This is a genomic window from Marinomonas sp. TW1 (genome assembly GCF_001625355.1).
In the GTDB taxonomy this organism is placed as follows: Bacteria; Pseudomonadota; Gammaproteobacteria; order Pseudomonadales; family Marinomonadaceae; genus Marinomonas.
This window is the reverse complement of sequence record NZ_JSEE01000005.1, coordinates 30,366-51,260: the sequence shown is the minus strand read 5'-3', so window position 1 is coordinate 51,260 and position 20,895 is coordinate 30,366. Positions and strand designations below refer to the sequence as shown.

General features: G+C 46.1%; 21 protein-coding genes. 9 read left to right on the top strand and 12 right to left on the bottom strand.

What is annotated here, in order from left to right; translation table 11 throughout:
- Positions 1–20 precede the first annotated feature (20 nt).
- Both OA79_RS18445 and OA79_RS18440 read right to left on the bottom strand, forming a co-directional pair.
- Complete coding sequence (locus OA79_RS18445; protein WP_231908810.1) at positions 21–668, bottom strand: MFS transporter; 648 nt, start codon at positions 666–668, stop codon at positions 21–23.
- Positions 604–1,185, bottom strand: a complete 582-nt coding sequence (locus OA79_RS18440; protein WP_231908809.1) for an MFS transporter — start codon at positions 1,183–1,185, stop codon at positions 604–606. The genes OA79_RS18445 and OA79_RS18440 overlap by 65 nt, the downstream gene beginning before the upstream one ends.
- Positions 1,186–1,284: 99 nt before the next feature.
- Between OA79_RS18440 and OA79_RS05605 the strand changes: the two genes are divergently transcribed.
- Both OA79_RS05605 and OA79_RS05600 read left to right on the top strand, forming a co-directional pair.
- Positions 1,285–2,184, top strand: coding sequence for a LysR family transcriptional regulator (locus OA79_RS05605; protein WP_063332247.1), 900 nt, complete (start codon positions 1,285–1,287; stop codon positions 2,182–2,184).
- Positions 2,185–2,287: 103 nt separating this feature from the next.
- A complete protein-coding gene (locus tag OA79_RS05600) occupies positions 2,288–2,755 on the top strand; it encodes a GNAT family N-acetyltransferase (protein ID WP_063332246.1) in 468 nt (155 codons plus the stop codon).
- Between the two features lie 11 nt (positions 2,756–2,766).
- Here OA79_RS05600 and OA79_RS05595 read toward each other — a convergent pair whose 3' ends face one another.
- The 5 genes from OA79_RS05595 to OA79_RS05575 form a co-directional block, all read right to left on the bottom strand.
- Positions 2,767–3,876 carry an ABC transporter ATP-binding protein gene (locus OA79_RS05595; RefSeq protein ID WP_063332245.1) on the bottom strand — a complete coding sequence of 370 codons (1,110 nt, stop codon included), beginning with the start codon at positions 3,874–3,876 and terminating at the stop codon, positions 2,767–2,769.
- A gap of 157 nt (positions 3,877–4,033) precedes the next feature.
- On the bottom strand, positions 4,034–4,996 hold the full coding sequence (locus tag OA79_RS05590) for a carbohydrate ABC transporter permease (protein ID WP_063332244.1): 963 nt from the start codon (positions 4,994–4,996) through the stop codon (positions 4,034–4,036).
- Positions 4,997–5,006: 10 nt separating this feature from the next.
- On the bottom strand, positions 5,007–5,873 hold the full coding sequence (locus tag OA79_RS05585) for a carbohydrate ABC transporter permease (protein WP_063332243.1): 867 nt from the start codon (positions 5,871–5,873) through the stop codon (positions 5,007–5,009).
- 473 nt (positions 5,874–6,346) lie between these two features.
- Positions 6,347–7,696, bottom strand: coding sequence for an extracellular solute-binding protein (locus tag OA79_RS05580; RefSeq protein ID WP_063332242.1), 1,350 nt, complete (start codon positions 7,694–7,696; stop codon positions 6,347–6,349).
- A 50-nt stretch (positions 7,697–7,746) separates the two neighbouring features.
- Positions 7,747–8,757 carry a LacI family DNA-binding transcriptional regulator gene (locus OA79_RS05575; protein ID WP_063332241.1) on the bottom strand — a complete coding sequence of 337 codons (1,011 nt, stop codon included), beginning with the start codon at positions 8,755–8,757 and terminating at the stop codon, positions 7,747–7,749.
- A gap of 342 nt (positions 8,758–9,099) precedes the next feature.
- Here OA79_RS05575 and OA79_RS05570 point away from each other — a divergent pair, with 342 nt between their 5' ends.
- A complete protein-coding gene (locus tag OA79_RS05570; RefSeq protein WP_063332240.1) occupies positions 9,100–10,032 on the top strand; it encodes a sensor domain-containing diguanylate cyclase in 933 nt (310 codons plus the stop codon).
- Positions 10,033–10,080: 48 nt separating this feature from the next.
- On the opposite strand, the gene OA79_RS05565 is transcribed toward OA79_RS05570, so the two are convergent.
- The 3 genes from OA79_RS05565 to dgt are packed head-to-tail and all read right to left on the bottom strand — an operon-like array spanning position 10,081 to position 12,664.
- Positions 10,081–10,695 (bottom strand): DNA-3-methyladenine glycosylase I, encoded by a 615-nt coding sequence (locus OA79_RS05565; protein WP_063332239.1) that lies wholly within the window; start codon positions 10,693–10,695, stop codon positions 10,081–10,083.
- Positions 10,685–11,143 (bottom strand): GNAT family N-acetyltransferase, encoded by a 459-nt coding sequence (locus OA79_RS05560; RefSeq protein WP_063332238.1) that lies wholly within the window; start codon positions 11,141–11,143, stop codon positions 10,685–10,687. Before OA79_RS05560 ends, OA79_RS05565 begins: the two co-directional genes overlap by 11 nt.
- Positions 11,144–11,152: 9 nt before the next feature.
- Positions 11,153–12,664, bottom strand: a complete 1,512-nt coding sequence (dgt, locus tag OA79_RS05555) for a dGTPase (protein WP_063332237.1) — start codon at positions 12,662–12,664, stop codon at positions 11,153–11,155.
- A 239-nt stretch (positions 12,665–12,903) separates the two neighbouring features.
- Between dgt and OA79_RS05550 the strand changes: the two genes are divergently transcribed.
- From OA79_RS05550 to OA79_RS05525, 6 genes are all read left to right on the top strand, one after another.
- On the top strand, positions 12,904–14,547 hold the full coding sequence (locus OA79_RS05550; RefSeq protein WP_063332236.1) for a phosphotransferase: 1,644 nt from the start codon (positions 12,904–12,906) through the stop codon (positions 14,545–14,547).
- Entirely contained in the window at positions 14,540–15,433 is an 894-nt protein-coding gene (locus OA79_RS05545; protein ID WP_063332235.1) for a GAK system ATP-grasp enzyme, read from the top strand. The genes OA79_RS05550 and OA79_RS05545 overlap by 8 nt, the downstream gene beginning before the upstream one ends.
- Positions 15,430–16,521, top strand: coding sequence for an HprK-related kinase B (locus OA79_RS05540; RefSeq protein WP_063332234.1), 1,092 nt, complete (start codon positions 15,430–15,432; stop codon positions 16,519–16,521). The genes OA79_RS05545 and OA79_RS05540 overlap by 4 nt, the downstream gene beginning before the upstream one ends.
- Positions 16,522–16,720: 199 nt before the next feature.
- On the top strand, positions 16,721–18,085 hold the full coding sequence (locus OA79_RS05535) for a metallophosphoesterase (protein ID WP_063332233.1): 1,365 nt from the start codon (positions 16,721–16,723) through the stop codon (positions 18,083–18,085).
- Positions 18,069–18,335 carry an amphi-Trp domain-containing protein gene (locus OA79_RS05530; RefSeq protein WP_063332232.1) on the top strand — a complete coding sequence of 89 codons (267 nt, stop codon included), beginning with the start codon at positions 18,069–18,071 and terminating at the stop codon, positions 18,333–18,335. Before OA79_RS05535 ends, OA79_RS05530 begins: the two co-directional genes overlap by 17 nt.
- Before the next feature lie 245 nt (positions 18,336–18,580).
- On the top strand, positions 18,581–19,036 hold the full coding sequence (locus OA79_RS05525) for a hypothetical protein (protein ID WP_063332231.1): 456 nt from the start codon (positions 18,581–18,583) through the stop codon (positions 19,034–19,036).
- Between the two features lie 208 nt (positions 19,037–19,244).
- Here the strand turns inward: OA79_RS05525 and OA79_RS05520 are convergent, their stop codons facing one another.
- Together OA79_RS05520 and rarD are read right to left on the bottom strand one after the other, a co-directional pair.
- Positions 19,245–19,682: a hypothetical protein gene (locus OA79_RS05520; RefSeq protein WP_063332230.1), complete on the bottom strand. Its 438-nt coding sequence runs from the start codon at positions 19,680–19,682 to the stop codon at positions 19,245–19,247.
- A 182-nt stretch (positions 19,683–19,864) separates the two neighbouring features.
- On the bottom strand, positions 19,865–20,776 hold the full coding sequence (rarD, locus tag OA79_RS05515; protein WP_082825391.1) for an EamA family transporter RarD: 912 nt from the start codon (positions 20,774–20,776) through the stop codon (positions 19,865–19,867).
- Positions 20,777–20,895: the final 119 nt, after the last annotated feature.

The window sequence follows — 20,895 nt, the reverse complement described above, 5'->3', positions numbered from 1 at the left end:
CAGAATGACGTAATGGGCTTTTATGCCAATACTTGAGTTGCTTGACGTCGTCGATTTAAGAAGACTGTCATCATTAACCCTAATATGGCGGTGGCGGCACCGGCCATAGAAACCGCAGGTAAACCGAGCCCCGCACTGATCACCGCGCCACCAAGCGCTGCACCGACCGCATTGCCCAGATTGAAGGCGCCAATGTTCATAGCGGAGGCCAAATTAGGTGCTTCGCTGGCTTCCTGTACAACAAGGGATTGTAATGGCGGCACCACTGCAAAACTGCCGACACCCCAGAAAAAGATCAACGGAGCGGTCATCCAAGCCGATGTCATGGAGATGGAGAAAAGCAGTAACAAGACAGTGACGCTTACCAGAGACACAATTAAGGTACCGTACAGAGATTTATCAGCAAAGCGTCCCCCCAACACATTCCCTACTGCTAACCCTACACCGTAGAGCACTAACATCGCGGTAACAAAGGTAGTGGATGCCAATGTTTCTTGCTGCAAAATCGGCACAATGTAAGTGAACACGGTAAACATCGAGCTGGCGCCAACCACGGTGAGCAATAATGCCGCGAGCACTGGGCCGCGAGTTAATACACTCAGCTCATGACGTATGTTTGCTTTCTCCGTGTTGGCCAGTGGTGGTAAGCTGAACCTGAGAGCAATCATGGTGATCACACCGAATCATGGCGATACCAAAAAAGGCGACCCGCCAGCCGATCGTGCTGCTGATGTAGCTGGCTAACGGCACACCGCCAATGGTGGCAAGGGTCAGGCCTGAAAACATGGCCGCGACCGCCCCTGCTCGTTTATTAGCGGGCACTATGCTGGTGGCTACCACAGCGCCAACCCCAAAGAAGGCGCCGTGATTAAACGAAGTAATGATGCGCCCAATTAATAAGGTCGTATAACTGTCAGCAAGCGCGCTGATTAAGTTACCCAAGGTGAAGATCGCCATGGACAACAGCAGCAAACGTCTGCGTGGTAGGTTGGCAAAAGCCAAGGTCATGATAGGTGCGCCGACTAATACACCAAAAGCATAAGCACTGATTAAAATGCCAGCAGTTGGAATGGAGACACCTAGGTCATTTGCAATGGTTGGCAGCATTCCCATGGGTGAAAACTCGGTCACTCCTATGCCAAATGCCCCAATGGCTAACGCCAATAAAGGTAAGTTCATTTTCATCTTAATTTCCGTTGATTTATGATTGTGGGGAATATAACTAGAGATGCGTCCTTTGAATAGACAGGGTTTATGTCAATCTCTTTTGCATTGGATTCACAAATGAAACAGTTGAAAGTCGATAAAACCACGGAAATGGAAACCTTCCTGAAGGTGGCAACCACAGGCAGCTTGAGTGCCGCTGGCAAACAAATGGGATTAACCCCTTCAGCGGTGAGTCGCATGATGACGCGACTGGAAACACGACTGGGCGTGCGACTCATTGTACGAACCACGCGTCATCTGCATTTGACCAGTGAAGGAGAAGCCTACGCCTTGGCGGCACGACGTATTTTAAATGACCTTGAAGAGACAGAGTCGGCCATTGCCAATCGAGCACGTCCGAGCGGCTTATTGAAAATAAGTACCGCTGCCGCGCACAGTCGATTGACTATGGTTCCCTTGTATCAGGAGTTTTTAGAACGCTATCCAGACATTAAGCTAGAAATCGAAGTCAGTGACCTGATCAGTGACGTGGAGGGTGGTCACATCGACGTTGCGATTCGCTTTGGTCCGTTGCCCGATAGCAATTTGAGTGCCCGCCGTTTAGGGGACACGGGGCGAACCATTGTGGCCACACCGAACTATTTAGCAAAAGCTGGCATGCCGAAAACCCCAGCCGATCTTGAGCAGCATAATTGCTTAGACTTTAGTTTTAATCGCCTAGAACCCGGTTGGCCAATGTGCGATGAGGGACGACACTATATTTTGCCCATTTCTGGCAATATGATCGCCAACAATGGTGACACCTTGGTGGAACTTGCGATGCAGGATATTGGCATTACTCGTGTTGGTAATTTTCACATTGAAAATGCCATTAAGTCAGGAGAATTGATCCCCTTATTAGAAGACTATAACCCTCAAGATAAAGAAGTGATTCATGCGGTTTTCATTGGTGGGCAGCATATGCCGGAGCGGGTGCGAGTCTTTATTGATTATCTGGTAGAGAAGCTGTCGTTTTAATGTCTGTTTTTTTTACTGTTGAGAAAGCCATCCCGAAAAGGAGTAACACTGTGCAGGAAATGAAAGGTGCAGCACGTCGATATTCATGGGTTAAGGTCATTATATGAAAATCCGACACTTCAAAACCTCCGATGCAAAAGACATCGCGGATCTTTTTCATCGCTCAGTGCATGCAATCAGCACAGACGTTTATTCACCAGAACAGTTGGAAGCATGGTCACCCTCACCGCCAGATTACACTATGTGGACAGAACGGTTAGAAAGAATGAGACCGTTTGTGGCAACCATTGAGGGTGTTGTGATCGGCTTTATTGAGTTGGAGTCAGATGGCCATATAGATTGCCTATACGTTCACCCTGATTATCAAGGTCGAGGGGTGGCAAAGGCGCTTTTTCATTATGCGAAAAACGCCGCGATAGAGCATGGCTGTCAAACCATGTACGTGGAAGCGAGTAAAGTGGCTAAGGCTTTCTTCCTGAAAATGGGCTTTGAAATCCAAGCAGAAAACAGGGTGATCAAGAATCATCAAGCATTGATCAATTACTCGATGAGCGGGTCACTAACGTCTTAACCAAACCGCTTTCAAACCTCTCCCGCATTCAGCAGCATGCCTTGTGTACTGGTGTCGAACAGTAAAACTCGGTTTAGATCCACAGATAATGAAATGTGCTCTTGGCGTTTTACGTGGGAGCGTAGGTCGAGTCTGGCCTTCGCGTCTTCGCCGCCGAGTTTGAAGAGTATCTCCTTATCGAAACCGAGGTTTTCCACTAGATCTACTTGTATGTCATTGAATTCAAATAGGTTATCGCTGGGTGATGATAAGGCACTGTCTTCAAAAAAGTCAGGACGAATGCCGACGAGTACGGTGTCGTGAGCGCTGAGTGAGTGCATGTCGACATTGGCGATTTTCGCCGCAGGAATACGGTATTGATCGAATACGAGCTCTTCACCTTCTAGTTTGGCTTCGATCAAATTCATCGCAGGAGAGCCAATAAAGGTGGCGACAAAGGTATTGGTGGGTTGTAGATAAATATCCATCGGCGTACCGACTTGCTCAACAATGCCGTCGCGCATGACAACCACTCGATCGCCCAGCGTCATGGCCTCTATTTGGTCATGGGTCACGTAAATTGCCGTCATATTGTACTGGTGCTGGATTCGAGCGATTTCAGTACGCATGTGGTGGCGCAGCTTGGCGTCTAGGTTGGAAAGCGGCTCATCAAAGAGGTATACGTCGGCATCACGCGCCAGCGCTCGGCCCATAGCCACCCGTTGGCGTTGTCCGCCAGACAAGTCGGCAGGTTTGCGATCCAAATATTCATTGAGCTTGAGCATTTCCGATACGTCGGTGAGTCTCTGTTTAATGGTTGCGGCATCGGCACCGGATTTTTTCAAACCAAACACAATGTTTTCTCGCACCGACATATGTGGGTACAAGGCATAGTTTTGAAACACCATGGCGATGTTGCGTTTGTGCGGCGGTAAATCGTTAATTGTCTTATTGCCAATCTGAATGTCCCCTTGGGTAATGTCTTCTAACCCAGCGACCATGCGTAATGTTGTGCTTTTCCCGCAGCCACTTGGGCCAACTAGCACGACGAACTCGCCGTCTTTGACGTCTAAATTTAGGTTCTTCACTATCGGCAAGTTGCCATAGGATTTGTTAATGTTTCTTAAAATCACAGAGCTCATTGTCAGTTCCTTTCTAATTTTGGTATGACGTAACCGATGCTGTTCTGCATACATTTTTATCTCTCAGTGGTTCTCAACTCCTCCCCCTGCTAAGGGGGAGGTTGGGAGGGGGTCTGAACCCCACCCTGACCCTCCCCTTATTAAAGGGAGGGAATCGTTAGCCTTTCACTCCGCCGTCGGTTAACCCGCCCGACAAATGTTTATTCGCTAACATGAAGCAAATGACCACGGGTAACAGGGTTAACATGGAGGCGGCCATGATGCGGTCCCAGATGGCGTTTTTAGAGGTAAACAGGGTTTGTAATGCCAGTGGCAAGGTTTGAAAATCTTGATACTGTTTTAAAAACACCGAGGCGAATAAATACTCGTTCCATGCGATGACAAAACAGTAGATAAACACGGTAAACAGCATGGGTTTTGACAAGGGCATGATAATACGCCAGAAGGCTTCAACCCTTGAACAACCGTCCATCATGGCGGCTTCTTCCAATGAAAAAGGAATGGTTCGGAAATAGTTACCTAGCATGTACATGGCGACGGGTAAGGTTTGAATCAGATAGATTAAAAACAAACTGAAAATCGTGCCGCCTGCGCTGGACGCCAATCCTACGTTAACGCTCATTTGGTAAAGTGGCACCATCAGCAACACGCCTCCCACCATATAAACAAAGAGCACGCCATTGGCCATTAGAGATTGTGCAGGGAAGCGTAAGCGCGCAATGGCATAGGCCGCGAGTGATGCCAAGAAAGTTGAGCAAATCCCTGTGATGAAGGAGATTACAAAGGTATTCAGCATATAACGTCCGAATGGGAAGACATCCCCTCCTGAACTGAATTTCGCCAGTAGCATTTGTTTCTTTTCTGCTGACAAGGCTGGATTGTCCAGTAAGCGTTGGATACTGGCGGGCACATCAATCTCTTTTGGCGGCATTAGACCAAGCAATTCTTTGTAAGCATCCAAATGTAATATGCGCGGAATGAGCGACGGATTCCCCCAGTCAATGGGGTGTTTAAGTGACGTTGACAGAATCTGCAAAAATGGAAACACGCAGAAGATCACCAAGGCGAGTACTAATGCATACAAGATGACCGATTGCAGAGGCGTGCGTTTATTCATCATGAGTTGTCTCCTACCACTTGAGTACTTTGCGAACGTACAGCCAAATTAAGCCAACCAAGACCAGCAATTGAATCACCGAAATAGCCGCGGCGGCGCCTTGATCGACGATGCCTGCGAAGGCTTGGTAATAGGTGAAAATTGGCAAGGTCTCGACATTTGGGGCGAGTAAATACACGTCTTCAAAGCGATTTAAGTTCCAGATAACACGTAATAAAACCACAGTGGCGATGACGAACTTCAACTCGGGTAAGGTGACATGCCAAAAGCGTCCCCACGGGTTTTGACCATCTATGGCGGCGGCTTCGTATAAGTCTTTTGGTACGCTTTGCAGCTTGGCTAAGAAAAGCAAATAGGCAATGGGAAAGTGCTTCCAGATATCGAATAAGATTACTACGAACAGAGCCGAATCAGGGTTGCCGATTAGGTTTTCCCTTTCGTTGGTGAGGTGCAATACATCCACTACCACATGATTATAAATGCCATTTACTGGATCAAAGATGAATTGCCACCCAAACACCACACTGATCACTGGCGCGAAGTAAGGCAATAGAATTAAGCCTCTGGCCAGATTGCGAAAACGAAAGGTCTGATTCATCAGAATGGCTGCGGCTAATCCCAATACTGTGGTGCCTACGACCGTGCCGATTAAATAGATAATGGATACGCCGATTGAATGGTAATAGCGGGGGTTGCCTAGCAATTCCGTATAGTTGTCCAATCCAACAAAAGTTTTACTGCCATTGAGCTGCACATCGAAAAAACTTAGGTACAGATTGAATAAAATGGGATAGATCACCAACAGACCTATAATACCGACCGCTGGAGCAACCAGTTTTAGTCCCAACCTAGATTCATTTTTTATTAAGACAGAAGACATACTTGCTTCCCTTTTTTACATTTGACCCCACCCTAGCCCTCCCCTTAACAAGGGGAGGGAACTAGAATATGACTTCCCCTCTTGGCCAGAAGGGGTTAAAAAATTCACAACCCCATCCTAACCTTCCCCTTGAAGATAAGGGGAAGGAATAACAACAGCCTGCTCCACCCCTGCTAAGGGAAAGGAATAACAACAGCCTGCTCCTCCCCCTGCTAAGGGGAAGGAATAACAACAGCCTGCTCCACCCCTGCTAAGGGAAAGGAATAACAGCAGCCTGCTCCTCCCCTGCTAAGGGAAAGGAATAACAGCAGCCTGCTCCTCCCCCTGCTAAGGGGAAGGAATAACAACAGTCTGCTCCTCCCCTGCTAAGGGAAAGGAATAACAACAGCCTGCCCCACCCCCTGCTAAGGAAAGGAATAACAACAGTCTGCTCCTCCCCCTGCCAAGGGGGAGGCTGGGAGGGGGTCTATTGTCTATTCACCCATGATGGTTTTCATTTCCGCTTCTGCACTGTCCAGTGCGGCTTGAGGATCCTTACCTTCAATGGTGACGTCATAGATCATTCTAGGAATGACGGACTTGGCAAAAATGGCGCCAGAGGCTGGGAAGGTTTTACCGCCGACCACAGAGAAAGAACGTATGTCATCAAACCCAGACACAATTTGCTTCATTTTGTCTGCACCGTAGAGTTTGAAGACACCGTTTGGATCATCTAAGTAGGCAGGATCTTCAGCAATGCCTTTCAACATCGGGTTCATGCCACCGGGTGCCATATGTAGGAAAGTAATGTAGCTGGCAGGGTCGTACATAAACTCAATGAAGTCTTTGGTTGCCTTGGCGTCCGCCGCGCGGCTGGTTTTCAGTGCTACGAGTCCAGACAAGGTACCGTAAGAGGCTGCGCTTTTATGGGAAATGATCGGGGCAAAGGCCGTATTTTTGACCAGTTCAGGGTCGAAGGTGCCACCGCTTAACTCTTTAAAGTTCTCGGACGAAAGCGAGCCCTTAGCGACTTCGGCTAATGCTAGGTCATCCATAATATAGGTGGAGTAGAAGAACATGCCCATTTTACCTTGTAGGTAATAATCTCGGGCGCGCCAATTTTGTGGCCCTGGAGGATTATACTGGGCGAGGCCTTTATAATATTGGATGGTTTTTAGGGTCGCAGGGCTGTTGAATACCAAATTGCCTTCGGCATCAAATTCGGCGGCGTTATTCGACAAAGCAAGCTGAGTAAAAACTTGTTCAGTATAACTGTCTTGCTTGGTACCAACTAAGATACCGTATTGATTGTTGGCTTTATCGGTCAGTGCTTTGGCCGCGGTTGCGATGTTCTCCCATGTATTCGGTGCAGCGAGCGCTTTTTCATCAAACCAGTCTTTTCGGTACCAAATACCTTGAATCCAACCATGGTAAGGCAAGCCGTAATATTGTCCTTGTGGGGACGTCAATGTGGTCAGAGCACCAGTATGAAAGCGACTTTTACCTATATCCTTGATGACCCCTTGATGAGTTTGGGTGTCGACAATCCCCTCTTCTCCTAGGGCCATGATGATTTCAGAGTTCACTTCGATTAATTGTGGCGTCGTCCCTGCGGCAACGGCGGCCGCCATTTGTGTGGCCATTTCGTTTTCGTCTACACCAACGACTTTGACGGTCACACCATCGTTTAAGGCTTCAAACGTACTGGCGAGTAATTCGATGGTTTGCAGTCGGTCAGATTGGGTTTGGGCTGTCCAAAATTCGACCGTAGCCGCATTGGATAATGGGCTTATTAATACGCCACTGAGCAGAATGGAACGGGCGATCGTCAGTGATTGATTCATTGTCGTTTCCTCATGTTATTTTTATACGAGCTTTCCGAACGTTGTTGGGCTTAAAAGCTTGTTTTCACCACTCCGGGTGCTAGCACGACCTGTAACTCTTTTACAGGGGTTCCCTTGATGCGCGACACCATCATCTTGGCAAGTTGCTCACCAATGTGTCCGGGTGGCGCTTGCTGAATGCTGGTGATCCCCATACTGGCGGTCAGCTCATCGGCAGGGGTATCACACCCTATTACACTCACCGGCTCAGCTTTTTGGTTGGGCTGGGTGTGGTGTAATCGCGTTACCGCTAATGCGGCACTGCGAGCGCTGGTGCTGGTAAGGCAAATCAGCGCACTGATGTCTGGGTGCTGGATCAGGAACTCGGCACAGGCGAGATAACACTCTTCCTCATCAAAACCAACTTCTAAACAGTGTTCGGGAGCGATCGTTAGCCCAAGTTGAGTGGCGGCGTCTTGAATACCACGGCGTCTTTCATGGGCAAAAAAATAGCGTTCGCTGACCGAGATCACACCAATGTGGCGATGACCCTGCTCGTAGAGTTGATGGAGACTGAGTTGGCCGACTTGGTAGTTATCCAAGTCCAACCAAGCAAATTGCGTCGCTCGTTCGGTGCGTCCATAACACACAAAAGGCACGTTAAGCTTAAGTAGACGATGAACTTTAGGGTCATTGACCCGAGTGCGAAGGAGCAAGAAACCGTCTTGATCGCCGGCTTTAACAAGGCGTTCAAATTCACTCAATTCCTGTTTGCCAGTGTCGATTGCGACCACTTGCAACAAATAGCCTTCTGCTTGCAGAGTGTGTCGTGTTCCAGCAAGCACCTTCGAAAGAATGGTGTCGAGATATTGCATGTCTTGGTTTGGCACTATGGCGGTGATCACACGCTTTGATTGCACCCAATGCGCTGCATCCGCGCCTTTCAGTTGGTAACCCTGTCGTGCGGCCTCTTTCAGCACACGTTTTTTGGTTCTTGGGCTAATGTCAGGGTAATTGTTGAGTGCTCGTGACACTGTGGATACCGACAAATCCAATTGGGTAGCTATCTCTTTAATCGACATAAATAACACACTGCACCATTCTTGTTTTTACACTGTCCATCATTCAGAGCATTTTTGAAAGCTCTAATCGTGCATTTTGTGACCAGCAAGAATGGACGTTAAGACCGAAAATGTTTCGATGCAACGTTTAATTTTCGCACTATATTTGGGCGCTTTGTTGGGGATTCTGTTCAATTGAAGAGAGACAGAGCCAATATGAATTTTTCGTTTTAAAACAAGGATAAAAAATGTAACGTTTGTTTTCGTCACATTGAAAAGATAAGAGCCACAATTTATTATCGAATGGCTCAAATGAACAATTTTTTCAGCTCTATGAGATCAATTTAATATAAGGTAGCCGCCATGGCGAGGAAGCAAAAGGCACTTGATGTCTTATTTAATGATCCGTCGATCTCGAACGCGTTAGCAAGAGTGAATGTTTTTGTCATTAATCACTATTCAGGCGGCCGAGATGTAAGCTCCTCTCTAATCCCAGATGAAGATTTTACGGCTCAACCATCATACGATCCATTAATGTGGCTGGAATATGTGCATCCTGATGACCGAGCGATAACCGAACACGCTTGGCAAGCCATAGTGCAGGGAGACAGTGATGTATTTGAGGGGGAGTATCGTTTTCTAGTGGATGGTGAATATCGCTGGATTGCCAATAAAGGGACCGTGATCAACCGCACAGAAGATGGCACACCTGAGCTTTATATCGGCGCGGATCGAGACATCACAGAAGAGCGTCGACTGCGTGATTTATTGGAAGCGGAAAAAGAGCGTCTTGCCCAGCTGGTAATCAAAGATGACTTCTTGAACATTCCCAACCGACGTTTTCTTGAAACCAAACAGTCGCAGTTTTTTATTGCCGATGGTCGTACCCCGATGGCGGTGCTGGTGCTGGACATCGATAATTTCAAACAGTTAAACACGGATTTGACCCACCATGGTGGTGATGAAGTGCTGCAAACCTTTGTTCGTCATGTTTCAACTTGCCTTCAGTCGACGGATATATTGGTCCGTTATGGTGGTGATGAGTTTGTCCTAGTCATGCCGAAGGCGACGCTAGACTATGCTCAAGCAAAGGCTCAGAGTATTTTGGATGCGGTGAGTCGTATTGACCTTAGTGCAATGGGAGAAAACCTGTCGATCTCTGTGAGTATTGGTTTAGTGCATGGCATGCCGACTGTGACACAAGATTTTTGGATGTATTTTGAAGAAGCCGATTCGCAACTTTTATTAGCAAAAGAACTAGGCAAAGAGCAGATTCAGTCCAAAGTATTGAGTTAACAATGCCATTCGATTGTCTGTCAGCCACCGTTAAATGTCTGGTGGGTGTTATGCTGAAGGCTTAATGTGGGATGGTCGTTTAAATCCCTTCCTCGCCCGATCAATTTCTTTCCTCATACAACAGTCTTCCGCGTGGTCATTAATGAGTCCCATGGATTGCATGAAGGCGTACAGGGTTGTTGGGCCGACGAATTGCCAGCCACGCTTTTTCAGCTCCTTAGCAAGTGCGATGGACTCAGGGCAAGTGGTTTGGGTTTCGGGCGGCGGCAGGGTGTTTTCGTCGGGTTCGTAGCGCCAGATAAAAGCGGCTAGGGAACCTTCTTGTTCGATCATTTCTAAGGCGCGTTGAGCGTTGTTAATCACCGCGAGGATTTTGCGTTGATTCCGCACTATGCCTTCATTGTTGAGTAATTCGGTTATTTCTTTTTCGCCAAACTGTGCCACTTTATGAAAATCAAAGCTGTGAAAAGCGAGTCGGAAATGTTCTCGCTTGGTCAGAATGGTTCGCCAACTCAAGCCGGATTGAAAGGTCTCTAAACAGAGTTTTTCAAATAATCGTCGGTCGTCGTCTACAGGAAAGCCCCATTCTGTGTCGTGGTATTCAGGAAAGTCGGGCGCTGAATCTGCCCAGCCACAGCGTTTTATGGTTTCTTTAAGCGTCATGGGGTAACCGTTTCAACAGACAGACGACTCGCTCTATTTCTGTAAAGCCAAGTTGTTTATGAAGGTTTATGCTTTTTTCATTGGTTATTGGCGCGTCGCTGCCTAGTTCATGAAAGCCTTCCTCTATCGACCAGTTTTCGGCCGTTTTAATGAGTGCTTTGCCAATGCCTTGTCCTTGGTAGTTTGGAGAGACAAACAAGGCTTCTATGTAAGGTGTGGTTTGTTGGTGGCTGCCAGGAATGTTATCGCGAAGATTTAGTTCAATAAAACCAATCATGTCTTGGCGGGTATCATCCACTGCAATGAACACTTCTTTTACATTAGGATTGGTGCCTAGAAAAAAGTCATTTACTTCTTGTTGGCTGATGTCTTTGATTTCAGGGAGAAATGCGATTCTCAATGCTGACCAAGCGAACGCGTCGCGAGATTGAATTTTGCGTGTCCTCATGTCTCCTCCCTAACTCTCAATCACATGCAAAGCACGGTACTCGTCATAGGCAAATTGATCGGTCATGCCACTGATGTAGTCTTGAATAAGACGACAGCGGAAATACAGCTCCCAAGCGTTATCGCTTAGGTTACCTAGTTCGTCTTCCTCAAATCCTTGTTTGAATTCGGATAATTGTGACATGGCCTTTTGATAAGCGGCTAATTGGCGTCCGGAAAGCTTGTTGCAAAGACGGGTTTGATAAAGTGGTGTGTGGCCTTTTTGGTTGATGATGTTTTCAAAGCTTATCCGGTCAAGTTGCAACAAAGGCAAGTAGATATCCAACAGACCAGCAATAATACGATAGCCTTGCAGCTCTTGCTTCTGCACTTCTTCAGAACAAAATACGTGCTTGAAAGCGACGGCCTTTAATGTGTCCAAGATCGCATGAACTAGACTGCCGTCTTCAAGTAAGGCTTGGTTGTAAGAGCCATGGAAAATGTCTTCAATGTGCTCAATAAACTGTTCACTGGCGTAATGAACCGATAAATTGTTAATCGCGACTCTGAACTGGACAAAGAAGTCACTGATGATGTTGGTTCGTTTGTATTGCCATAGACTTTTTTCAATTAAGCCTGACATCTGTGCCTCATCATCCTTGGTGATCTTAGGGTATTTTTCTTGCTGAGAGATCATGATCTGAAACTCTTCTTTTAATCTCAGTAATAGCTCATCAAATTTTAAAATGCCCTTCTCAACCGCATCTTCTATGTCTGCAATGCAGTAAGAAATATCGTCTGCGGCTTCCATCACATAAGCAAAGGGAGAACGATGGTGTGTTTGTGTGTTTAAGGTGTGGTTAATGGTCTGAACTATGGCGGCTTCGCTGAGATAAAAACCGACCTTTTTCTGCAAATAATGTTTGTCATCTTCTTTCGCAGGCTTCGCTTGGTCACCACGCCGAGTGTATTTTAGGATGCCGGATAATTGCGAATACGTGAGATTTAACGTCTGTAAAGTATGGACAATCCTAAGTGCTTGAGCATTTCCTTCGAAGTGGCAGAGATCGGTTTTTAATCCGATGAGATTCGCTTCGTTGTCGGTGATGTCATCGCGACGAAATAAGGAGGTGATTTGTTCGTGAAACCATTGATTGATGGCGGCTTCGCCAAAATGCCCAAACGAAGGGTTGCCGACGTCGTGCATTAGACAAGACATTTCCACCAAGGACTCAAATTGTCGTTCTAAGCCGGTTAGACCATAAGAGGCGAGTTGCGCCTGAGAAAGGCTTTTAAAGATGGTTTGGCTAATGAAACGTCCCACTTGTTGCACTTCCATGGAGTGGGTTAAGCGACTGCGTACCGCAGCGTTACGTTCTAGGGGAAAAACTTGGGTCTTTTGTTGTAGCCGACGAATCGCCGCTGAATTGATGATGCGGCCACGATCACTTTCAAACACCGCCAGATCTCTTCTTTCTGTGTCTTTTGACGCCCCAGAATACATTCTGTGTGAACGAATTTTTACTCTAAAGTCGATGCCCATGGTCCGTGATGTCTCCCCAGCAGTGAATCATGATAGTAGCGATAATCTGGCCAAAAAGTCATGTGAAAATATCGATCTTATGGTCTATTTTATTGATTGGGCTCTAAAAATCGTGGTGTTGGCATTGGTGGCTAGACACAGATAGTGATGTCGCTGACATATTTCTGTCACATTAGTGTCATCAAGTTGTTGTCTAGTTGAATTAAAGTGAAGAAGACTATTTTAAGGTAAAAGATGTTATGCCTTCGGCTACGAATTTGTCCGCTTTACAAGAACATGTGTATTTTCTTCTTAATGAAGTGGAGACGCATTGTCAGCTGGTTACTCAATTTTATACTTCTTGTTCAACCGATGTTTTGCCCCGTATCCGCAGTCGTCGTGGGTATGTGCAAACGCTGCGTGAAAAGATTGATTTAGAAGCTGCAGGTCTGTTGCAACGACGCAAAACCAAAGGCCGTTTTTATTCCCGCGTCAGTGCGATGCGCTCGCTAGCGGTGGCATTAGATGCCTTGACTCAGCACTGCTTTGATTGTGTGCAAGAGGGAACATTGGATAACCCCTACGAGCACCCTTCTGCAACGGCGTGCATCAAACTCATGAAGAAAGTAAAGCGCAGCCTGGATTTGGTGAAGCTTGGTTTAGAACAAGAGCCACGTCGCACAGGGATAAAATTAGGCCGTCGTATTCAAAAGTTACTAGTGAATTACGCGGCTTTGCAAGCGGATACCCTAAAAGTGAAATTGACCTTAGGGGATGAGGAACTGAGGGCATCGATTCTCAGCAATGTTTGCTTAAAGCGTCTGATCGAACAACTCAGTGTGGTGGCAGATGCGCTCATTAAATCCGACCTTGGACAGGTTGCCAACTTACAAAACTACCCTCATTTATTAGACAGTGCTGCCAATCTCAATTACGACCTTAGTGATTTGAAGGTGCGGCGTTTGGCGTTAACTCGTTCAGGTAGTGCCATTGCGGCGATTTCTCATAAAGACCAAAGTGGTCAAGAAGTGCTCGCCGTGTATAAAGAGGGCGAACGCAGCAAGATTGAAGAGGAAGTGGCAGGTGTGAATCATTGGCGCGACATTGACCCTAAGCTGGCACCCAGTGTGTTGGCGCAGGCCAATGATGTGGGTGAGCAATCTTCACTACTGATTGAACACATTCCAGGGAAAACATTAGAAGCCTTGCTCTTGGGGGAAGACGAAGCGGCGTTATCAGAAGCCTTAAAGAAGCTCTTCAAAACCCTCAACCAAACTTGGAAAGCGACTCTGACGCAGGAAACCTGTTCGGCCCAATTTATGGCGCAACTGAGTAAGCGAATTGGTGACAGCCGTAAAGTACATCCAGAATTTTTTAAACAAGAAGCGCGTATTTGCCAACATATTATGCCGAGTTTTGATGCGCTGGTGGCCGATGTGGCCTTGCTAGAACAAGACTGGCGGGCACCTTTTTGTGTTCTCACTCATGGAGACTTTAACGTCGACAACTTGATTTACGATGGTTTGGAAAAACGCATTTATTTTATTGACCTACATCGGGCAAGTTATTTTGATTATGTACAAGATTTGTCGGTGTTGATGGTGTCGATTTACCGCTTGCAGGTGCTGAGTGGTGCCACTCGAAAACGCATGATGGAAAGTGCGAAAGAGGTATATCGCTTTGGGCGTCGTTTTGCAAAACAGCAACAGGATGACACCTTTGAAGTACGTATGGCAGCAGGACTTGCTCGCTCCTTTGCCTCCTCGACGCGCTTTATCTTTGATAAAAAATTGGCGACAAGAATGCACTTAAGGTCGCGCTACTTATTGGAAAAACTGGCCAAATTGACGCCAGAAGACGCTGAAAAATTCACTTTACCGTTAAAGGATCTTTATTTTGAGTAAACCTAAAATTGGGGTGATTGGTATCCCAGGAAAATGGTCCACAGAAGTCTTAGCCGACCGTTTAGAGGCCCAAACTGGGTTTCGTGCTGTGATCGATATGAATCAGGTTGAATTATGCTTGGACAGCCAAAGGTTGATGTATCAAGGGTTGGATCTGACCACGTTAGATGGTTTGATCATCAAGAAGATCAGTGAAGTGTATTCTCCTGCAACAGAAGATCGTCTGCGTTTGCTGTCTTACGCGGAGCAAGCGGGAGTACGTTTGTTTAGTCCAACTCAGAGTGTGGGCAATTTGATTAATCGTCTGGCGGGCACCCTAGCGTTACAACATGGGCAGATTCCGATGCCAAAAACGCGCGTTACCGAAAATCTTGAACTCGCTTTTGCGACGGTAAGAGCATTTGGCTCAGCCATCTTAAAGCCGCTCTATTCTACCAAAGCTCGCGGTATGATTATGTTGACGCAAGAAGACAGTGATGAGTTTGTGCGCAATGCATTAGAAGAATATCGTCAGATTCAGTCCATTTATTATATTCAACAGACGGTGAATCTGGATGGACGTGATTTGGGCATGGTGTTCGTTGGAGGAGAGTATTTGTGTACCTATGCTCGAGTCGGCAATAAGGATTCTTGGAACACGACGATCAACAGTGGGGGCCGTTATGAAGGCTTTGAGCCGGATGCGGCACTCATTGAACTGGGGCGTAAAGCGCAAGCTTGTTATGACCTTAGCTTTACGACAGTGGACATCGCGTTGACGGACCAAGGGCCTGTGGTGTTTGAAGTATCGGCTTTTGGCGGCTTTAAAGGCGCATTAGAAGGGTGTGGTGTGGATGCTGCTGAAGTGTACGCAAATTACGTGTTAAAAGAGGTCACCAAGTCATGATTCAGAATATTTTAGACCTGACTCAGGTAGAAGTGCATTTCGACACCTGTCTACATCAAACCGACTTTCAATTTGCGCAATTGCAAGTCAGGGTTCATGCCACGGAACGAGGTTTGATTGAAGACTTGACGGAGTATTACAAAAGCTATTTACACGAGTCTCAGCCTGTCACCTCGATTATTGATTTGTATGTGATGGAGCAAGCGCCTGCTGGGGATGAATTGGCTTGGTTAGAAGTCCCCCGTGAGGTAGGTAAACAAGGGCGTAAAGAAGGCTACTTGGATGTGCCGAGTGGGCGTTGGATTAAGAAGTTCAAAACCGGTATGTCTTTCTTACAACGTCCAGATCAGGTCGTGGCGGTTGGTCCATGTACGGCGAATTTGGCGCAAATCATTAACTTCATTAACAATCAGTTTTTGAATCACTTTTTGCGTCAAGACTTTACCCTTGGTCATGCTTCTGCGTTTAGTGTGCAGGGTCAGGTGACGGCGATTGCCGCTGGTTCTGGCGGGGGGAAATCGACCTTGATGTTACGCTGTCTTGAAAAGAGCACGCGTGACTTCTTAACCAATGACCGCATCCTGTTTAAACGCGTTGGTAACCGCACAGAAACCATTGGCTTAGCTAAGTTGCCTCGGGTTAATCCGGGTACCTTGTTGTATTCAGATCGTTTGCGTCATATTTTGCCAGAGGCTCGCCAGCAGGCTTTATCTTCTCTGTCGACCAGTGAACTTTGGTCATTAGAAGAGAAATACGATGTGCAAATTGAAGAGGATTACGGCCCTCATCGAGTCCAGTTAACAGGCCAGCTGGTGAATCTAATCATGTTGGATTGGTCTTTGGATAGTTCAGAACAGACACGGTTAGAGCAGGTTAACTTGTCTCATGAGCCGAACGTGATTGAAGGGCTACGTAAACGTCCAGGGCCTTTCTATCAGGATAATCAAGGCGTGTTTGCAGACTTAAATGCCATTGATACGACGGCGCATTATGTTGATCAGTTGGCGAATGTGACTGTGTATCGTTTGACTGGAAAAATTGATTTTGATTTGGGTTATCAATTGATTGGTCAGCTTGCGACAGCATAAGGCTGACGTTGCGGATTTCTCATGTTAGACCAATCATGACTATATTGATGTGAACAAGGATGTTCAAAAAATAGCCGAGCGTCACCAAATTGTCATAAAATTTTAGCATAATCCGGCCTTCTGTTTGACGCCCATGGATTGTACTAGAGTGATTTTGGCGGCGCGGTAATACGATTCATCTACCAAGGTAAGAGATACCATGCTTAACCCTATTCCTGCTATTAAGCCTCATTCACATCACACTGAGATCATTGCTCGGTTACCAACAGAATGGGCGCCTTGGCCTAGGGACAAAAGTTCGGTGAACAGCCATGTGTTGAATGTCGAAGATACGCCTTCCCATTACACCAAACACAAATTACGTTGGCCAAAACGTCCTGTGGTGTTTATATCAGACCCTCATGCGGATGCGATGGCGTTTGAAGCGTCTCTCATTGCTGCAGGAGTTGCAGAGCGTAAGAAGAGGTCTGATCTTGGCCACTTAACCTTGACGAAGAAAGGCAAGCAATCTGAGATCATCATTGGCGGTGACTGCTTAGATAAAGGCCCAAGTAACTTGGATTTGTTACGCAGCGTTCAACAACTTTATCGCTTGAAAGCACACGTGACTTTGTTGGCGGGTAATCATGATTTGCGATTGCTGATGGGGCTGCTGGCGTTGGCGCGTAAAAAAGATGTGGGCAATCAGCATTTGTTTGTTCGTATGGGCAAAAAGGTCGTGCCTTTGTTCCGAGAAGTGTTTGATCAGTACTTGGTGGACACCAAATGGGATAAGAAAATTCCCGATGAAGACACGTGTCGTAAGCGATTATTTCCTGGGGAAGCTTGGTTTAAAGAATTTCCATTTCATGCCGCTGGCTTTTTGACCGCAGAAGGGATTGACCGCGAAGTGCGTAAAATGGAGTCGAAAAATGAAAGCTTTGAAAAACACTGCCATGCGTCAGGGTTAAGCCTTCGTCAAGTTTATGCGGCTTCCCTAAAGTGTCAGCAATTGTTTTTGCATAAGAAAGGCGAATTTAATTGGTTTTTCCGTAAGATGGAGCTTGTCGCCCAGCGCGGGTCTTTCCTATTTTTGCATGCGGGGCTGGATGACAACATGGGACAAATGCTATTAAAAAGCGGTCCTAAATATGCCAATAAAGCGTTTCATCGCAATCTCAAACGACGCGATTTATTTGGTTTTTATTACAGCTCAATCGCCAATACTTTCCGTACCAAATATCGTGACGCCGACCTACCTTTGACCCATCGTGGCGTGAAGGCCATTCATAAATCGGGGATTCATGTGGTTGTGCAAGGTCATGTGAATCGTCAAGAAGGCCAGCGTATTACTATTAAAAAAGGTCTGGTTCATGTGGAGGCTGACATTACGTTGGACTCTCATTCTCGTAAGGTCGAAGGCTTAACGGATTATGGCATTGGTGCCACGTTAATTGACAAAAGCACGGGCATTGTCGGACTGAGTTGTGATTACCCCACCGCAAAAGTGATGACAGCAAAAGAATTAGCCGGCATTTATCAAGCCGATCACAATGAAGGGAAGGGTGATGAAGTCAAAAACTGAGTTTAAGTACGAAGCCTTGCTCGATCCGGACGACATTCAAGACGTGTTGAAAGCGCTTTCAAAAGGTCTGAGTAAGGGGCGGTTGACCTTCAGTGATGAAAAAGAAGGCACGCTGGCGATTGAACCAAAAGGCTTACTGCGTTTAAAAGTGACCGCGTCAGACGATGAAGACAGTCAGCAGTTTGATGTCAAAGTTCGCTGGGAAAAACACCCGAAACGCTTAAATAAAAATGCGCCTAAAATTAGTTAGAAAAGAGGGGTAAGCGTTAAATCATTTTAACTAATTGTTCTGCATAGATTAGTTTATCCTCATTTTATCTGATGTTCATTTGCCCGTCTGATTCCCTTGTTTATTTTGATTGACTTCAACTATATTCATTAGCATATTGAGGTAGTTGTTTAATTTTATAAACCAACCTGATGGTCGGGGAGCGTCAATCTTAAGCTGTGGTTGTACGAGTTATTATTCCTATAATAATAAAAAGGAAAAATGCTATGAACATCTGTAAGCGAGGCCTCATTGTTATTTGTCTGTTGTTTTCACCTATTGTCATGTCGGCTAATGGGTCAGTGAATGAGATAAACTCTTGTTTGGCGCTCACGGAGTTTCTTGATAAGAAACTTGCTCTTGAAGTAAAGGTGTACTCTCAACAGCAAATTGACGACATGCGCAAAGGCTTAAACCTCTATGCCTATTATTTAAAGCATACGGTTATTAAAACCAAGTTGTTGGATATGTATGGGGGTAATAAAGTGCAGGCGCAGCTAATGTGGAATTTGTTTTATCGTCAAAAAAACACCTTTATCAAACACCTCAGTCAGCACTATAGTGTTAACAAAATCCCTGATGACTATTCTGTGGCGTTGGGCAAATGTTTAGTCAAGGCCAAACCAGAGCCTTCACAAGTTGCACAGCCCATTGCAAATACTTTAATCCTGATGGGAAAGTGACGTCATCGTGCCAAGGATTCGTCTGTTTGAGTGATTCAACTTGCGTGTTTTGTAGGCTGTCTATTGAGCCAATTTTAGTAGCTCTCTATTAACGTCATGTTACAGTTCTTTCCCTCCCTGCGATTGCCAATCTGAGTAAGCTTCAATGAAAAAGGTTCATTCCCCGTGCTCTGTTGAGGCATTCTAGCCCCAACAGAGGTTGAAAAACTCACCCTTCACGAGGTGCATACTTTAAGAAAATACCTAATGAAATCAGAAGTATTCCTGCACTAATCACAATGGCGACGGGGTAATATAAATTGCCAGCCATATCCAATTGACTGTATTTAATGACCATGATCAAACCTTCTAGAGACAGAGCCACACAAACTGTGCCAATAAACCGAGGCAAAGTCCGCCTAAGCAGCACTATGAGGTCGTGTTCATTGCCACTGCCATACTCTTTGTTAATGACCATAGCCAGTTCGAATACTGCAATGGCGATGATGTTGGCGTTGATAATATTGATGAATACTTGAGTTAAGCTCTGACCTTGCAAAAAATGCTGAATGGCTGAAACAAAGCTCGAAATAACCACCAAACCGGATAATGAAAAGAAAATAGTCGCAAAGGTTTTCGCGAACGTTCTTTGTACGTTGATTTTCATGATGTATTCCCTATGACTGGTGCAAACAACAATAGGGCTTTTCCATGAAATACATAGGGTTGGACGTGCGTTACCGCAGAGCTTCCTTGTTAATGACGCTCTGCGGGCAATCTTGACATTTCGGTCACTAGGGAAAGTACGAAGCAGTCCATTGGTGGCAGAAAAGCGCCTCGCACTTTACGTTAAATCGGCTCAGCGGGTGGAATGGGCTTTCGGCGGGAATTTCGTAGGCGACGAATCGAATCAAATATCAACATGGCCAACGCCGACCAGATTAAAACAAAGGTGGTGAGTTTGTCGGTGCTGAGCGGTTCGTCATACACAAATACCGCGAGGACAAACATGCCTGTTGGACCAATGTATTGCATAAAGCCTAATGTCGTCATGCTGACACGGTTCGCAGCGGCGGCAAAGCACATCAATGGCACCATGGTCACGGGCCCCGAGATAAACAATAACCAATTTACTGAGGCATTATTTTCCAGCAAATTGGCGGTTGGGGACGGGCTAAGAATCAGGTAAATGATGGCAATGGGCAGCATGAAACTGGTTTCGATGGCCATACCGGTAAAGCTGTCGACCGCGGCTTTTTTACGTATTAGGCCATAGATGCCGAATGTGACGGCTAAGACGAGCGCTACCCATGGTAGAGAACCAAACTGGAATACCTCAAACACTACGGCACAAAAGCACAAGACAACGGCGATTTTTCTAATGGGGTCCAGTTTCTCTTTGAAAAATATGACTCCTAACAGAATGCTGATCAAAGGATTGATGTAATAACCTAAGCTGGCGCTGAGCATTTGATTATTTTGTACTGCCCAGATAAAAGTTCCCCAATTCAAGCCAATTAATAAGGTGGAAGCGAGCATCGACAGGATGATTTTTTTCGAGGTCAAAGCGGTTTTGAGTGCTTTGCTGTATCTCAGTAGGAAGATCAGTACAAAGACCAAAATACAGGACCAAATAACGCGATGAGCAAGGATTTCTTGCGCTGGAACAAACGACATTGCTTTAAAATAAATAGGCGCAATGGCCCAAAGAAAGAACGCCGTGAAGGCAAGCATGAGTCCGCTTTTTGAAGATGTTGGCATATTGATATTCCAAATCCTTATTAATAGAGAGGCGAGTGTAGCGGAATATGAAGCACTTCCCTAGTCTTGAAAGTTGTATTTTGTGAATTCATCTCAAAAGCATGAAATAGTCAGCGCTT

Excerpts from the sequence above, each read along its gene's own strand:
- OA79_RS05585 (WP_063332243.1), bottom strand. The coding sequence starts at position 5,873 with ATGTCTTCTGTCTTAATAAAAAATGAATCTAGGTTGGGACTAAAACTG.
- rarD (WP_082825391.1), bottom strand. The coding sequence starts at position 20,776 with ATGCCAACATCTTCAAAAAGCGGACTCATGCTTGCCTTCACGGCGTTC.
- OA79_RS05570 (WP_063332240.1), top strand. The coding sequence starts at position 9,100 with ATGGCGAGGAAGCAAAAGGCACTTGATGTCTTATTTAATGATCCGTCG.
- OA79_RS05605 (WP_063332247.1), top strand. The coding sequence starts at position 1,285 with ATGAAACAGTTGAAAGTCGATAAAACCACGGAAATGGAAACCTTCCTG.
- OA79_RS05520 (WP_063332230.1), bottom strand. The coding sequence starts at position 19,682 with ATGAAAATCAACGTACAAAGAACGTTCGCGAAAACCTTTGCGACTATT.
- OA79_RS05590 (WP_063332244.1), bottom strand. The coding sequence starts at position 4,996 with ATGATGAATAAACGCACGCCTCTGCAATCGGTCATCTTGTATGCATTA.
- dgt (WP_063332237.1), bottom strand. The coding sequence starts at position 12,664 with ATGGGCATCGACTTTAGAGTAAAAATTCGTTCACACAGAATGTATTCT.
- OA79_RS05540 (WP_063332234.1), top strand. The coding sequence starts at position 15,430 with ATGATTCAGAATATTTTAGACCTGACTCAGGTAGAAGTGCATTTCGAC.
- OA79_RS05575 (WP_063332241.1), bottom strand. The coding sequence starts at position 8,757 with ATGTCGATTAAAGAGATAGCTACCCAATTGGATTTGTCGGTATCCACA.
- OA79_RS05530 (WP_063332232.1), top strand. The coding sequence starts at position 18,069 with ATGAAGTCAAAAACTGAGTTTAAGTACGAAGCCTTGCTCGATCCGGAC.
- OA79_RS05580 (WP_063332242.1), bottom strand. The coding sequence starts at position 7,696 with ATGAATCAATCACTGACGATCGCCCGTTCCATTCTGCTCAGTGGCGTA.
- OA79_RS18440 (WP_231908809.1), bottom strand. The coding sequence starts at position 1,185 with ATGAAAATGAACTTACCTTTATTGGCGTTAGCCATTGGGGCATTTGGC.
- OA79_RS05560 (WP_063332238.1), bottom strand. The coding sequence starts at position 11,143 with ATGAGGACACGCAAAATTCAATCTCGCGACGCGTTCGCTTGGTCAGCA.
- OA79_RS05535 (WP_063332233.1), top strand. The coding sequence starts at position 16,721 with ATGCTTAACCCTATTCCTGCTATTAAGCCTCATTCACATCACACTGAG.
- OA79_RS05525 (WP_063332231.1), top strand. The coding sequence starts at position 18,581 with ATGAACATCTGTAAGCGAGGCCTCATTGTTATTTGTCTGTTGTTTTCA.
- OA79_RS05600 (WP_063332246.1), top strand. The coding sequence starts at position 2,288 with ATGAAAATCCGACACTTCAAAACCTCCGATGCAAAAGACATCGCGGAT.
- OA79_RS05550 (WP_063332236.1), top strand. The coding sequence starts at position 12,904 with ATGCCTTCGGCTACGAATTTGTCCGCTTTACAAGAACATGTGTATTTT.
- OA79_RS18445 (WP_231908810.1), bottom strand. The coding sequence starts at position 668 with ATGATTGCTCTCAGGTTCAGCTTACCACCACTGGCCAACACGGAGAAA.
- OA79_RS05565 (WP_063332239.1), bottom strand. The coding sequence starts at position 10,695 with ATGACGCTTAAAGAAACCATAAAACGCTGTGGCTGGGCAGATTCAGCG.
- OA79_RS05595 (WP_063332245.1), bottom strand. The coding sequence starts at position 3,876 with ATGAGCTCTGTGATTTTAAGAAACATTAACAAATCCTATGGCAACTTG.